This window comes from Micromonospora avicenniae (assembly GCF_900156065.1).
GTDB classification, from domain to species: Bacteria; Actinomycetota; Actinomycetes; order Mycobacteriales; family Micromonosporaceae; genus Micromonospora; species Micromonospora avicenniae.
This window is the reverse complement of record NZ_FTNF01000008.1, coordinates 222,575-235,502: the sequence shown is the minus strand read 5'-3', so window position 1 is coordinate 235,502 and position 12,928 is coordinate 222,575. Positions and strand designations below refer to the sequence as shown.

Annotated in this window: 11 protein-coding genes; 5 read left to right on the top strand and 6 right to left on the bottom strand. The window is 71.0% G+C overall.

The window, feature by feature from the left end; genetic code table 11:
- Window positions 1-78: 78 nt before the first annotated feature.
- The 5 genes from BXA10_RS15295 to BXA10_RS15275 all read right to left on the bottom strand — a co-directional run bounded on the left by BXA10_RS15295 (window position 79) and on the right by BXA10_RS15275 (window position 5,353).
- Window positions 79-1,164 carry an alkene reductase gene (locus BXA10_RS15295; protein ID WP_076471004.1) on the bottom strand — a complete coding sequence of 362 codons (1,086 nt, stop codon included), beginning with the start codon at window positions 1,162-1,164 and terminating at the stop codon, window positions 79-81.
- A 17-nt stretch (window positions 1,165-1,181) separates the two neighbouring features.
- Entirely contained in the window at window positions 1,182-2,135 is a 954-nt protein-coding gene (locus tag BXA10_RS15290) for an NAD(P)/FAD-dependent oxidoreductase (protein ID WP_076471003.1), read from the bottom strand.
- Between the two features lie 76 nt (window positions 2,136-2,211).
- The gene (locus BXA10_RS15285; protein ID WP_076471002.1) at window positions 2,212-3,006 is read right to left on the bottom strand and encodes an SDR family NAD(P)-dependent oxidoreductase; all 795 of its coding nucleotides are present in this window, start codon (window positions 3,004-3,006) and stop codon (window positions 2,212-2,214) included.
- A 10-nt stretch (window positions 3,007-3,016) separates the two neighbouring features.
- Window positions 3,017-4,543, bottom strand: a complete 1,527-nt coding sequence (locus BXA10_RS15280; protein ID WP_084752830.1) for an MFS transporter — start codon at window positions 4,541-4,543, stop codon at window positions 3,017-3,019.
- Window positions 4,544-4,651: 108 nt separating this feature from the next.
- Window positions 4,652-5,353 carry a type 1 glutamine amidotransferase domain-containing protein gene (locus BXA10_RS15275; protein ID WP_076471000.1) on the bottom strand — a complete coding sequence of 234 codons (702 nt, stop codon included), beginning with the start codon at window positions 5,351-5,353 and terminating at the stop codon, window positions 4,652-4,654.
- A gap of 132 nt (window positions 5,354-5,485) precedes the next feature.
- Here BXA10_RS15275 and BXA10_RS15270 point away from each other — a divergent pair, with 132 nt between their 5' ends.
- Complete coding sequence (locus BXA10_RS15270) at window positions 5,486-6,409, top strand: LysR family transcriptional regulator (RefSeq protein ID WP_076470999.1); 924 nt, start codon at window positions 5,486-5,488, stop codon at window positions 6,407-6,409.
- Window positions 6,410-6,508: 99 nt separating this feature from the next.
- Window positions 6,509-7,141 carry a CG0192-related protein gene (locus BXA10_RS15265; protein ID WP_076471060.1) on the top strand — a complete coding sequence of 211 codons (633 nt, stop codon included), beginning with the start codon at window positions 6,509-6,511 and terminating at the stop codon, window positions 7,139-7,141.
- 49 nt (window positions 7,142-7,190) lie between these two features.
- Here the strand turns inward: BXA10_RS15265 and BXA10_RS15260 are convergent, their stop codons facing one another.
- Window positions 7,191-8,588 carry an FAD-dependent oxidoreductase gene (locus BXA10_RS15260; RefSeq protein WP_076471059.1) on the bottom strand — a complete coding sequence of 466 codons (1,398 nt, stop codon included), beginning with the start codon at window positions 8,586-8,588 and terminating at the stop codon, window positions 7,191-7,193.
- A 413-nt stretch (window positions 8,589-9,001) separates the two neighbouring features.
- On the opposite strand from BXA10_RS15260, the gene BXA10_RS15255 reads away from it, so the two are divergent.
- The 3 genes from BXA10_RS15255 (at window position 9,002) to BXA10_RS15245 (ending at window position 12,414) form a co-directional block, all read left to right on the top strand.
- On the top strand, window positions 9,002-10,042 hold the full coding sequence (locus tag BXA10_RS15255) for an aldo/keto reductase (protein WP_076470998.1): 1,041 nt from the start codon (window positions 9,002-9,004) through the stop codon (window positions 10,040-10,042).
- Between the two features lie 300 nt (window positions 10,043-10,342).
- Window positions 10,343-11,098, top strand: coding sequence for an alpha/beta fold hydrolase (locus BXA10_RS15250; protein ID WP_076470997.1), 756 nt, complete (start codon window positions 10,343-10,345; stop codon window positions 11,096-11,098).
- Window positions 11,095-12,414: a cytochrome P450 gene (locus BXA10_RS15245; RefSeq protein ID WP_175649219.1), complete on the top strand. Its 1,320-nt coding sequence runs from the start codon at window positions 11,095-11,097 to the stop codon at window positions 12,412-12,414. Before BXA10_RS15250 ends, BXA10_RS15245 begins: the two co-directional genes overlap by 4 nt.
- Window positions 12,415-12,928 lie beyond the last annotated feature (514 nt).

Here is a 12,928-nt window from a genome sequence, read left to right as displayed (position 1 = left end):
CGCCCACCCGTACGTGCGGCCGCGGATCGAGCCGGGCCGTCGACCGCCACCCTGCCGGTCCGCGGCGCGGCCCTGAGCTCAGCTCGGCACCGCCGCCCGGCAGGGCGGGTAGTCGGTGTAGCCGCTGGCGCCTCCGGTGTAGAACGTCGCGGGGTCCGGCTGGGTCTCGGGCAGGTCGTGGCGCCAGCGCTCGACGAGGTCGGGGTTCGCGATGGCTGGACGTCCGACGACTACCGCGTCGGCGATCCCTTCCGCGATCATCGCCGCCGACTCCTCCCTGGTGCTGGGCACGGAGAACCCGGTGTTGACGATGAGTGGCGCGCCGACGCGGGCACGCAGGCGCTGGACGACCGCCGACGCCGGTTCGACGTGCACCACACTGAGGTACGCGAGGCCCAGCGGCGCGAGCCCGTCGGCGAGTACGTCGTACGTCGCGCGCAGGTCGGTGTGATCGGTTTCCAGCGCTCCCTGGATGTTGACCGCGGGCGACAGCCGGATGCCGACCCGGGATCCGCCGATCTGCTCGGCCACGGCCGACGCGACCTCGACGACGAAGCGGGCCCGCGCCCGCGGGTCACCACCGTATTCGTCGGTGCGGTGGTTCGCGCTGGGCGCGAGGAACTGGTGCAGCAGGTATCCGTTGCCGGCGTGCAGCTCGACGCCGTCGAGTCCGGCGTCGATCGCCCGCTGGGCCGCGGCCACGAACTCGTCGCGTACGACGGGCAGCTCCGACGGCGCGAGCGCGTGCGGCGTGGGATAGGGCCACTTGCCGTGCGCGGTGTGCACGTCGCCGGTGAGCGCTATACCGCTGGGCGCGACGATGCGCTCGGTCCCGGTGATGCTGAGGTGGGAGACGCGTCCGGCGTGCATGAGTTGCATGACGATGGTGCCGCCGCTGGCGTGGACGGTGTCGGCGACGCGTCGCCAGCCGTCGCGCTGTTGCCGGGTGACGATGCCGGGCTGGTACGGGTAGGCGCGGGACTCGTGGCTCGGGTAGGCGCCTTCGGTGATCACCAGGCCGAAGCCGGCCCGCTGGGCGTAGTACTCGCCCTGGAGGTCGGTCGGCACTCCCGCGGCGTCGGCGCGGAGCCGGGTCATGGGTGCCATGACCAGCCGGTTCTTCAGGGTCAGCGCGCCCAGGGTGGTTGGTGTGAACAGGTCCATGTGCGTTGCCTTCTTGGTCAGGGGTGCTGGACGGGTGACGGTCCGGCAGAGGTGGCGAGGCGGATGTCGTCGAGGACCAACGCGTGGTTGATCGCCCCGGCGGCGAGCGCGCCGGCGCCGATCGAGATGGCGACGTTCGCCATGGCGTTCACCACGTTTCCGGCAGCCCAGACGCCGTCGACGCTGGTCTGTCCGTTCCCGTCGACGGTCGCGAAGGAACCCCACGGGTGCTCCGTCCGCTCCGCGCCGAGCTGCCGCAGGGGCTCGTCGAGGGGTACCAGACGCGGGATGGTGAAGATCGCGTCGAGCGCGACGATCCGGCCATCGGCCATCTCGACCCCGACGACCCGGTGGTCACGCGAGACGACGCGCCGTACCGGTCCCTCCTCGACGCGAATGCCGCGGGCGTCGAACGCCGATCGCGTCTCGCCCTCGGGCGCACCGACGGCGTCCGCCAGATAGATGATCGATGACGACCACTGCCGCAGCAGTTGCGCCTGGAACTCGCTTCCGGGGCCGGTCGCGAGGATGCCGATCCGCTGGTCACGAACCTCGTATCCGTCGCAGTAGGGGCACACCGCGACGCCTCGTCCCCATCGTTCGGCCAGGCCGTCGAGTTCGGGAAGCTCGTCGCGGGCCCCGGTCGCGACCAGGAGCTTGCGGGCCCGTACGACTTCGCCGTCGGTGGTCTCGACGGCGAACCCGTCGCCCTCGCGGCGGGTCAGCCGTGCGGTGGTGTTCATGATCTTCCCGCCGTACGACCCGACTTCGCGTCGCCCGTCGGCGAGCAGCTCTGCCGGTGGCTTGCCGTCGTGTCCGAGCACGCCGTGCATGTGTGCGGCGAACCTGTTACGTGGGGACCCGCCGTCGATGACGACGACCCGGCGACGCGCTCGGCCGAGCATCAGGGCGGCGCTCAGCCCGGCGCTGCCTCCACCGATCACCGCGGCATCCCAAGGAATCTGATTCATGCGCCCCACGGTGCGTCAGCGCGGCGGGGATCGCAAATGAAGTTGCGATATCGGCAAAGGTCGAGTTCCCGGCCGGTCAGAAACCGGCCAGCAGATCGCGGGTCAGCGCGCGTAGCCGCTGCCGGTAGTCGGGCTCGTAGGCCTCCGCGGCGGCGCGCGCCTCCTGCCCACTGTCGAAGTAGCGGCCGGTCACGCCGGCCACCTCGGCTCCGTCGACCAGCCGTCGCACGGCGGACACGCCCTTCTCCAGGGTGTCGACGAAATCCATGCCGGAGCGGGCCGACATGCTCGTCGGCATGTACGAGGCCGGGTGGACGCTGTTCGCGGTGACACCGGTGCGCGCGAGTTCGTCGGCCAGGTCCATGGTGTGGCAGATCAGCGCGAGCTTGGCGCGGCTGTAGGCGACCGGCTCGTGGAAGTCGTGTTCGAACTGCGGGTCGTCGAAGTCGATCGGTTGTTGGCCGACCGAGGCCACGTTCACCACGCGCGCCGCCGGGGCCCGGTGCAGCAGTGGCAGTAGTTCCCGGGTGAGCAGCACCGGAGCGAGGTAGTTGACCGCGAGGCGCAGCTCGTAGCCGTCCCGGGAGAGCCGACGTTCCGTGCCGTCCACGTGGAAGCCGACGCCGGCGTTGTTGACGAGCACGTCCAATCGGTCGTACGCCTGGGTGACCCGCGCGGCGAGGCGTTTCACCTCGGCGAGCGAGGAGAGATCGGCTCGCAGCGGAACACCGCCGGTGGCCTGCGCGACCTGCGCGAGCCGGTCGGCGTCGCGGCCGTGCAGCAGGAGTTGGTGCCGGCCGCCCGCCGCGAGGTCTTCGGCCAGGGCCCGGCCCAGTCCGTCGGAGGCGCCGGTGATCAAGATCGTTGACATGTTCCAGTCCTTACTGTCGAGCGGTCGTGGTTGTCGCGGGGTGGCCGGATCGTGCGACGAGCGGGCCGGCGCTGGTGGCGCTCGACGGCGCGCCGGGAGTTGCGCCTTGCGACGCGATCCGGGTGTGCCGGCGTCGCCGCGGCAACGCGAGGGCTGCCACGACCGCGAACGCCGCGCCGGCGAGTGCGAAGGCGAGCGTGAATCGACCCTCGGCGGGTGGGGCGGCCGGCGTGCTGGCGGAGGCGTCGGCTCCGGTGGCGAGCAGTACGCCCAGCAGAGCGCTGGCGACCGAACTGCCGATCGAGCGGAAGACGGAGTTGACGCCGTTGGCCGCGGCGGTCTGCGTCAGGGGAACTGCGTCGAGCAGGACTGCGGGCAGCGCGGCGAACCCGAAGCTGACCGCGATGCCGACCAGCACGCCACCGACGAGCACCCCGGTGGTGCAGCCGTGGACGGCGGCCAGCAGCGCGAAGCCGGCCACCCCGGTTGCGCTGCCGGCCGCGAGCGTGCGGCGGGCGCCCACCCGCCGCGTCAGCGCACCCGCGACCCGGGCGGCGAACAGCGAGGCCACGGCCGGTGGCAGGAGGTATTCGAGCGCGGCCTGCGACACGCTGGCCCCCAGGCCGTACCCGGCGGGGGCGGCAGGAATCTGGACCACGGCCGATACGCCGATGAACTGCATGAACATGGCGAATCCCAGCAGGAATCCGGCGAGGTTGGCGAGCGCCACGGCGGGGCGGGCGGCGATGCGCAGGTTCACCACCGGGTCGGGTCGCCGGCGTTCGACGTCCACCCAGACGGCGCCCAGCAGCAGGGCTCCGCCGAGGCAGCCGAGGGTGCGCGGCGACGACCAGCCCCAGTCGGAGCCTCGGGACAGCGGCAACAGAAGCAGCACGAGGACGCCCGCCAGGAGCACCGCCCCGAGCCAGTCCGTATGCCGCACGCCGGAGGTGGCGGTGGCGGGTAGCACCATGGCGGTGGCGGCGAGCGCGAGCCCGGAGACGATCGCGGCCAGCCAGAAGACCAGGTGGTAGTCCGAGGTGGACTCCCGGCCGAGCAGGCCGGCGCTGGCGAGCGCGACGCCGTTGCCGATGGCCAGGGCCGCGCTGATGGCTCCCATCGCCGCCGGCAGTCGACCGGCGGGCAGCCTGTGTCGCAGGACCGACTGCGCGAGCGGAAATATCGCGGTGGAGATCCCCTGCATCGCCCTCGCGACGATCAACCATGGGAGTGCGCTGGAGAGGGCGGCGACGACCGACCCGGCGACGGTCAGCGCCAGCACGGCGAGCAGTACGCGGCGGGCGCCGTACTGGTCTCCCAGTCGCCCGGCCAGCGGCGTGCAGACCGCCGCCGCGAGAAGGGTGGCGGTGGTGAGCCACGTCGCGTCCGTCGTGGAGACGCGCAGATCCTGCTGGATGAGGCCGAGGACCGGCACCACGAGGGTCTGCATCATGGACACGACCACGGTGCCGAGTCCCAGGACGGCGATGAGGACCGGCATCGGGAGCCGGGTGTTCAGAGGTACGTCAGCTGTCATCGATTGTGGGCTTCCGTGACTTGAGGGTCCGATCCGCCGAGTGAGGTGCCCGAGGGGACGTCCTCACCCGGCGGCCGGTGAGGCGGTGTGTCGCAGGTTGCCGAGCGGTCAGAGCGTGCCGAGCCGGCCGAGCAGGGCGGTGGCCAGCTCGGCGGAGGAACGGGGGTTCTGGCCGGTCAGCAGGTTGCGGTCGGCCACGACGTGCGACGACCACGCCGGCGCCTCGGTGAACCGCACACCGAGCGCGACCAGGCGGTCCTGCAGCAGCCACCTGGCCCGCTCGGCGAGCCCGGTCCGAGCCTCCTCGGCCTTGGTGAAACCGGTGACCTGGTAGCCGCGCAGCGGCGAGACGCCATCGGACTCCTCGGTCGCCAGCAGGGCCGCCACGCCGTGGCACACCAACGCCAGCGGCCGGCCGGAGCCCAGGGTCTCGGTGATCACCCGGGCGGACTCGCGGTCGCCGGAGAGGTCCTCCATGGGGCCGTGCCCGCCGGGATAGAACACCGCCGCGTAGTCGGCGGGGTCGACGTCGGCCAGGGCCACCGGTCGGCGGAGCGCCGAGGCGCCGTCGAGCAGCGCGGCAACGGCCTCGGCGCCCTGCGCGCCGCCGTTGAACTCGGGGGCCAGACTGACCCGGTCGACGGTCGGGACCACCCCGCCCGGCGTGGCGACGGTCACCTCGTGCCCGGCCTCGATGAGCGCGCGGTACGGCTCGGCGAACTCCTCTGCCCAGAAGCCCGTGGGATGCCGCTCGCCGTCGGCCAGCGTCCAGTGGTCGGCACCCGTCATGACGAACAAGATCTTTGCCACTTCAATCGCTCCGTTGATCGTTTCCGGACTTCGCGTCCGGAGGACTTGCGGTCGGCGCGAGGGGGTCCCGCGCCTGTTCACGGAGCCGACGGTAGGCAGGCGTGCGCTCGGATAACCAATAGGATTACCGGCATGGCCCCCAAGAATTCCGATGGCTCGGCAGCCGGCAGACCGCTCGATCTCACCCAGCTGCGTACCTTCCTGGCCGTCTATCGGGCCGGTTCCCTGACGGAGGCCGCCCGTCGTCTCGGGCTCGCGCAGCCGACCGTGACCGGCCAGATCCGCGCGCTCGAACAGCAGCTCGATCGTCAGCTGTTCGAGCGTCTGCCCCGCGGGGTCGCGCCGACCGCCGTCGCCAACGACCTGGCCGCGCGGATATCGGCGCCGATGGACGAACTGGCGATGGTGGCGGACCGCGACGCCGCAGCCCCCACCGATCCGGTGCACCTGGGCGGACCCGCGGAGATGCTGGCCGTCCGGATCATGCCGGTCCTCGCTCCGCTCGTCGCTCAGGGCGTACGACTACGTGTCACCCCGGGGCTGGCCGACGACCTGCTCGACGGACTACGCGCCGGGCGTTTCGACCTCGTGCTGTCCGCCGTCCGACCGCGTGGACGGTCCGTCCTGGCGGCACCGCTGATGGATGAGGAGTTCGTCCTGGTCGGGGCACCGGCGTGGCAGGCTCGCGTCGGACCTCTCGGCACTGACGACGTCGGGGCTCTCGACGGCGTACCGCTGATCAGCTACGCGGAGGACGTGCCGATCCTGCGCCGCTACTGGCGTCACGTCTTCCGGCAGCGCCTGACCGTGCAACCCGCCCTGGTGGTGCCCGATCTCCGCAGCGTGCTGGCCGCCGCCGTGGCGGGCGCCGGCGTCACGGTGCTGCCGCGCTACCTCTGCGCCGACGAACTGCGTACGGGTGCTCTGCTCGCCCTGCTCAAGCCGGAAGATCCACCCATCAACACCGGTTTCATCGCGCAACGCGCCAACACCACACTCCGTCCTGAGGTGACCAGGGTCCGCGACGCGATCCGGCAGGCCGCCCGCGCGTGGTGACCTGCGGATTGCCGCGGGCGGTGTGGGTGGCCGGCGGCCCGGCTGCACCGTCGTGGAGCGGGCCGCCATCTTCTGCCGACCGTCCCTATGATCCACGACATGGCATTGCTGTACCGGGCGGAAGTGCGCCCCACGAAGCTCGAGCTCCTGGCCTCCTGGCTGCCCGGCCAGGCCTGGTTCCAGGGCGAGGCGGACGCCACTCCCGAGCGGGTCGCCGCGTACCGCTTCGACGACCCGGCGGGTCAGGTCGGGATCGAGACCCTGCTGGTGCGCGCCGGTGCCGGGCCGATCCACCAGGTGCCGTTGACCTACCGCGACGCTCCGCTGGACGGCGCGCAGGGGTGGCTCGTCGGCACGATGGAGCATTCGGTGCTGGGCCGCCGCTGGGTGTACGACGCCTGCGGTGACCCGGTCTACGGCGCGGCCCTCGCGACGGCCGTCCTCACCGGCACGGGCCAGGCCGAGGAGTACTTCGACGTGGACGGCCGGCGTGAGCTACGGGCACCGAGCATGGCGATCGCCGCCGACGGCCCCCGCCTGGCCGCCGTCCCTCCGGTCGGTTCGATCGACCGGGTCGAGCACGGCGACCTGACCCGGATCGTCTGCGGCTCCGTCGAGCTGACCGTGCTCCGGCGGCCCGGTGAGCACAGCGGCCTGCCGGGGAGCCGGCTGACCGGGTCCTGGGCGGGCCAGCAGACCGCGCTGCCGCTGGCGTACGTCTCGCTCCGCTGATCCGCGCATCGAGCCCGCCGGGGTCCGCTGGGCGAGCCCGCCGGTTCGCTCAGCGGGCCCGCTGATCCGCGGAGCGAGCCCGCCGGTTCGCTCGCAGGGCCCCCAGGATCACCCCGGGCGTGATCAGCGAGTTCGGGTGCGCACGCATGGAGACGACCTGGTTGAACCGCCGGGCGACGGCCACGTCCGTGACGGTTGCCGCGACGATCTGCCCGCTGGCCCAGCTGCGGAGCCGGTACGCGCGCGGGTAGGGGCCGTCGACGTGCGGCAACGCGAGGTCGGCGGAGGTCGACGTCGACCAGGCGGCGTCGACCACTACCTTCTGCAGGGCGAGGAACTCCCGGGCGGGCACGCTGAGGTCGGGCTTCGATCGCAGGTACGTCGACAGGCAGGCGGCGTGCAGGGTCGCGGCGGTGATGCCCTGCCCGTAGACCGGGTTGAACGACGCCACCGCGTCACCGACGCTGACGAGTCGCGCGGGGAATCGGGTCAGCGCGTGGAAGTCCCGCCGTCGGCTGTCGGCGTGATGGTACGTCTGGACGTCGCCGAGCAGTTCGTTCGCGGCGACCTCGCCGAACTCCGGCGGGAACTGCTCGCGCATCCGGCGCACGAAGTCCGCCGCGGTACGCCCCGGGCGGTTGTCGCCGTAGCCGGCCATCATGGCCATCCACCGGTCGTCCTCGACGGCGAAGAACGCGGCACCGGCCACGTCCGAGGACAACCTGGGACTGTGCAGGGCCAGGACGAGCGCGGGCTGCGGGTTGGTCTCACGTCGCCGGAACATGGCCGTCGCATAGTTGAGGTTGACCGTCATCCGCCGGGTGACCGGCCGGTCCCAACCGGCCTGCTGGAGCCAGTCGGAGAGCCGGCTCGAACGCCCCATGGCGTCCACGACGAGGTCGGCGGACTCGACGCCGGGCGTCCCGTCGACGTCCACCCGGACTCCCGTGGTCGCGGCCCCGTCGAAGACGAGACCCACCGCCCGGCCGACCATGGTCTGGACGTTGGGCAGCGCGAGCACTCGCCGGCGGATCAGCCCCTCCAGGAACGGTCGGGTGCCCGCCAGGCTGTCCGCGTCGTCGGGTACGACGACCTTCACGCGGCCGTCGAGGTAGTTGCGCCTGCTCGGCGGCGGAGAATCGATCGCTCCCTGGGCCACGGCCTGCTCGCGAAAGCCCGGAAACAGTAGTTCGAGCTGGAGGAACCCGCCGGGCAGCAGTGCGTGCAGCTGTGTCCCCTGTGGCACCCCGGGCCGCGCGCCGGTCGCGTGCAGGTCGTCACGGTCGATGATGACGACGCTCTCCGCGAAGTCCGACAACACCCGAGCGGCCAGCAGCCCCGCGACACTGCCGCCGATCACGACGGCCCGGCCCATGACCGGACGTGCCGAGTCCGGCGGCCGTACTGCGTTCAGCTCGGCGAAGATCCGGGCGGGCGAGGATGACATCGTGTTCTCCATGGGGTGCGAGGGTGGCGCGCTATCGCATTCTTCCAGCGGGATGTGGACTTCAGCGGTCACCGGGTGACGATCCTCCCACCCGCGCGTCCGGCAATCGTGCCGGCCGGGACGCCACAGCGCTCGCACGGCATCGCTCGGCTCGCTCTTGACCGCTCGGTGGAGATGAAGCCACTCACGGGTTGCCTGCTCCCCCGGCCTCGCACAGCGCAAGAAGCGCCAGGTCACCCCAGTTCGGTGGCCAACCGGCGCTATTTCTCCATAATATGGGTGTTTGTCGGTTTCTGAGCTCGACCCTGACTCCGTGTAGCATGTCTACCGGACAGCATGTCGGACATAGTGTCCGGGCCGCTCGCCGGAAGCGATTGGCAGTCCGCGCGGCAACTTGATCAATAGGAGCAAGGGTGAAATACCGTCTTCTGGGGCGTACCGGCGTGTGGGTCTCCGAGATCTCGCTCGGAACGATGACGTTCGGCGGCAAGGGCCACCCGGTGTACGACAAGATGGGCGCGCTCGGGCAGGAGGAGCTCGACCGAATGCTCGGCGTGGCTCTCGACGCCGGGGTGAACTTCATCGACACGGCTGACGTCTACGCCGACGGCGAGAGCGAGGAGATGCTGGGCCGGGCGATCAAGCAGCGCAGGCGGGACATCGTGCTCGCGACCAAGCTGCTCGCCCCTGTCGGCCCCGGGCCCAACGATCAGGGCCTCACTCGCCTGCACGTGATGCGTGCGCTTGAGGACAGCCTGCGCCGGCTGCAGACCGACTACATCGACGTGTACCACATCCACAACTACGACCATCTGACGCCGATGGAGGAGACGCTGGCCGCGCTCGACGACGCGGTACGGCAGGGCAAGGTTCGCTACATCGCCAGCTCGAACCTCGCGGCCTGGCAGGTCAGCAAGGCACTGGGCATCTCCGCGCGGCAGGACCGGGCCCGGTTCGTCGCCAACCAGATCCACTACTCGCTGGCGTCCCGGGACGCCGAGCGCGACCTGGTGCCGATGGCCGAGGACGAGGGTGTGAGCCTCACGGTGTGGAGCCCGCTCGCCGGCGGTTTCCTCTCCGGCAAGTTCAAGCCGGGCAGCACCGCCAGCGAAGAGGTCTCCCGGCGCAGCCAGGTCGGTGGCGACTTCGTCCAGTTCGACGAGGAGAAGGGCCACCAGATCGTCGACGTGGTGCGCGCCGTCGCCGCTCGGCACGAGGTGAGCCCCGCTCGGGTCGCGATCGCCTGGGTGCTCGCCCAGCGGGCGATCACCAGCGTCATCGTCGGCGCCCGCCGGCTGGACCAGCTCACCGACAACCTCGCCGCCAGCGAGCTGACCCTGACCGAACAGGACCTCGCCGAACTCGACGCGGTGAGCCGTCCGCCGGTCGCCTACCCGAACTGGATCCAGGAGAGCTTCGGACCGGTCCGGATCCCGGCTGCCAACCAGGCGTAGCGCAGCCCCACTGCCGAACGCGCGTCAAGAGCCGGATCGGACCCCGGGTGGGGCTCCGGTCCGGCTGTTCGACGTCGGTCGAGCGGTTGCCCCGGCGCGCGCCGCTCGGCCCGAGCGGGTCGAGCGGATCGAGCGGGTCGAGCAGCGGCGGGCGTCGTAGCCGTGCGATGTCCGACGCCGGAGACAAGGTCTGTACAGCGAGCGACGACTCCCTTCCGATCGGTCGCCGCGGGCACTACGGTCGCTTTCACGTGCACCAGGTTCCGTCGTAGCGCCACAGCAGCGGAAGGGTTCGCCGTCATGACGATCAACCACATCAGCGTCGGTCGTGGGCCACGAAAGGTGCTGGCCCTGCACGGTTGGTTCGGGTCGGCCCGTGGCTGGGGCTGGCTGCCGGAGCTGCTCGACACCGAGCGCTTCACCTGGGCGTTCCTGGACTACCGGGGGTACGGCGAGCGCACCGACGCCGCCGGCGAATACAGCATCGCCGAGATCTCCCGCGACGCCCTGGACCTGGCTGACTCCCTGAGCTGGAACACGTTCTCGGTGGTCGGGCACTCCATGGGTGGGAGCGCCGCGCAGCGGATGCTCGCCGACGCGCCGGGACGCGTGGAACGCCTCGTCGGCATCAGCCCCGTGCCGGCCGGCGGAGTCCCCTTCGACCTGCGGAGCTGGGCGCTCTTCGACGGCGCGGCCGCCGAACCGGCCAACCGGCGCGCCATCATCGACCTCACCACCGGCAACCGGCTCTCCGGCCGCTGGCTGGACGAAATGGTCAAGTTCTCCGTCGAGAACTCCGCCCGCGAGGCGTTCGGCGCCTATCTCACGGCCTGGGCACGGACGGACTTCACCGACGAGGTGAAGGGCAATCCGGTGCCGGCGCTCGCGATCGTGGGCGAGCACGATCCGGCGCTGGGCGCCGACACGATGCGCGAGACCTGGATGCGCCACTACCCCAACGCCCGGCTGGAGGTGCTCGCGAATGCCGGGCACTACGCGATGTACGAGACACCCGTGCGGCTGGTCACGGTGATCGAGGACTTTCTCGGGCGGTGACTGCCGACCCGACGCCGCTGGTCGATCCCCGCACCTACGTCGACGGCGTTCCGTACCGGCTGCTCGCCGCGCTGCGCGCGACCAGCCCGGTGGTGTGGGTCGAGGAGCCACCGCTACTCGGGCTGCCCGGCGGTCCCGGCTTCTGGCTGGTGCTCCGGCACGCCGACGTGACAGATGTGCTCCGGCAGCCGCGGCTGTTCTCGTCCTGGCTCGGCGCCACCCAGATCCGCGACCCGGCCACCGGTGAGGATCTCGATTACGTCCGCCGCATGATGCTCAACATGGATCCGCCCGAGCACGGACGCCTGCGCCGGCCGGTCGCCCGGTCGTTCAACCCGCGAGCGGTCGCCGCCGTGGAGGCGTCGATCCGGGCGAACGCGGTGATGCTCGTCGAGCATGCGCTCGGCGATGCGGACGAGGGGGTCTGCGACTTCGCCCGCGACCTCGCGGCGGACCTGCCGCTGCTCACCCTCGCGGACGTTCTCGGGGTGCCGGAGCCCGACCGCTGGTTGCTGTACGACTGGTCGAACCGGGTGATCGGCTTTCAGGATCCGGACTACGCGGTGTCGGCCGCGTTCGACCCGCAGGCCGGCACCGAGGCGGCGCGTGCGGCGCTGCGGCACCGGCCCGCTCCGGACCCCGATGGGCGGATGCCGGATCCGCGCACGCGAACCGGTATGGCGGACCTCTACGCGTACGCGCACCTGCTGGCCGAGTCGAAGCGCCGCGATCCGGGGCGGGACGTCATGTCCATCCTGCTGGCGCAGCAGGGTGACGAGCGGCTTGCGACGGAGGAGTTCGAGAACATGTTCTGGCTGTTCGCTGTGGCCGGGAACGAGACGGTCCGCAACGGCCTGCCGGGCGCGATGATCGCTCTGCTGGAACACCCGGCGCAGATGGAGCGGCTGCGTCAGGAGCCGGCCCTGTTCGACACCGCCGTCGACGAGTTGCTGCGCTGGTGGACGCCGGTGATGGTATTCCGGCGCACCGCCACCGAGGACACCACCATCGCCGGTGTACCGGTGCGGGCCGGTGACAAGGTGGTGGTCTCGTTCACGTCCGCCAACCGTGACGAGAGCGTGTTCGTCGAGCCGGACCGGCTCGACCTCGCACGGCACCCCAATCCGCATCTCGTCTTCGGTCACGGCCCGCACTTCTGTCTCGGCGCCCATCTGGCCCGGTGTCAGGTCCGCGCCCTGCTCGAGGCGCTGCTGGCGAGTACGGCCAGCGTCGCGTACGCGGGCGCGCCCACCTACCTACGCTCGAACTTCCAGCGCGGGGTGAAGCGGTTACCGATCCGCTGGCGACGCCGCTGATCGGCAGTATGGGCCGGTTTCGGCGCCGCCTTTCAATCGAGCTGATGTCGTGGCCGTCCAGAACCCACGCCTTCAGCGAGATCCGCTGTGCAGTGCTCCGGCACTGGAATCCGCCCTGCAGGCAACGACGGCCGGGGCCGAGTTGTCGTCGAATTACCGCTGCACCGGTCGCGACTGCCCTATCGGTCAGCTCGGACCATCCTATCGACCGGCTCTGACTGCCGGATCAGTCAGCTGACTACCGCATCAGTCAGCCGGCTGACGCATCAATCAGCCGAACTCGGTCATATTTCGGCGTTTTGCAATCATGTCGGTCACTCACCTCTGCTAGCTTCGTCAAGCTATGTCGGTATTGGCCGCTTTCACGGCTTTCAAGCCGTAGCCGTGATCTTCGCTCACCTGACCTGTCGGCGTCACCTCCGGTGACCTGGTTCGAGCAGGGCTCGCCGGATGGCACAGGTCTTTCATGAGTGATCGGCGCAGGGGGTTTGCGTTCCCGTGGAGCAAGTCGGGC

What these genes read in the sequence shown, in the direction of transcription:
- BXA10_RS15295 (WP_076471004.1), bottom strand. Translation starts at nt 1,164, where the DNA reads ATGGACCTGTTCACACCAACCACCCTGGGCGCGCTGACCCTGAAGAAC.
- BXA10_RS15260 (WP_076471059.1), bottom strand. Translation starts at nt 8,588, where the DNA reads ATGTCATCCTCGCCCGCCCGGATCTTCGCCGAGCTGAACGCAGTACGG.
- BXA10_RS15285 (WP_076471002.1), bottom strand. Translation starts at nt 3,006, where the DNA reads ATGTCAACGATCTTGATCACCGGCGCCTCCGACGGACTGGGCCGGGCC.
- BXA10_RS15280 (WP_084752830.1), bottom strand. Translation starts at nt 4,543, where the DNA reads ATGACAGCTGACGTACCTCTGAACACCCGGCTCCCGATGCCGGTCCTC.
- BXA10_RS15250 (WP_076470997.1), top strand. Translation starts at nt 10,343, where the DNA reads ATGACGATCAACCACATCAGCGTCGGTCGTGGGCCACGAAAGGTGCTG.
- BXA10_RS15270 (WP_076470999.1), top strand. Translation starts at nt 5,486, where the DNA reads ATGGCCCCCAAGAATTCCGATGGCTCGGCAGCCGGCAGACCGCTCGAT.
- BXA10_RS15290 (WP_076471003.1), bottom strand. Translation starts at nt 2,135, where the DNA reads ATGAATCAGATTCCTTGGGATGCCGCGGTGATCGGTGGAGGCAGCGCC.
- BXA10_RS15265 (WP_076471060.1), top strand. Translation starts at nt 6,509, where the DNA reads ATGGCATTGCTGTACCGGGCGGAAGTGCGCCCCACGAAGCTCGAGCTC.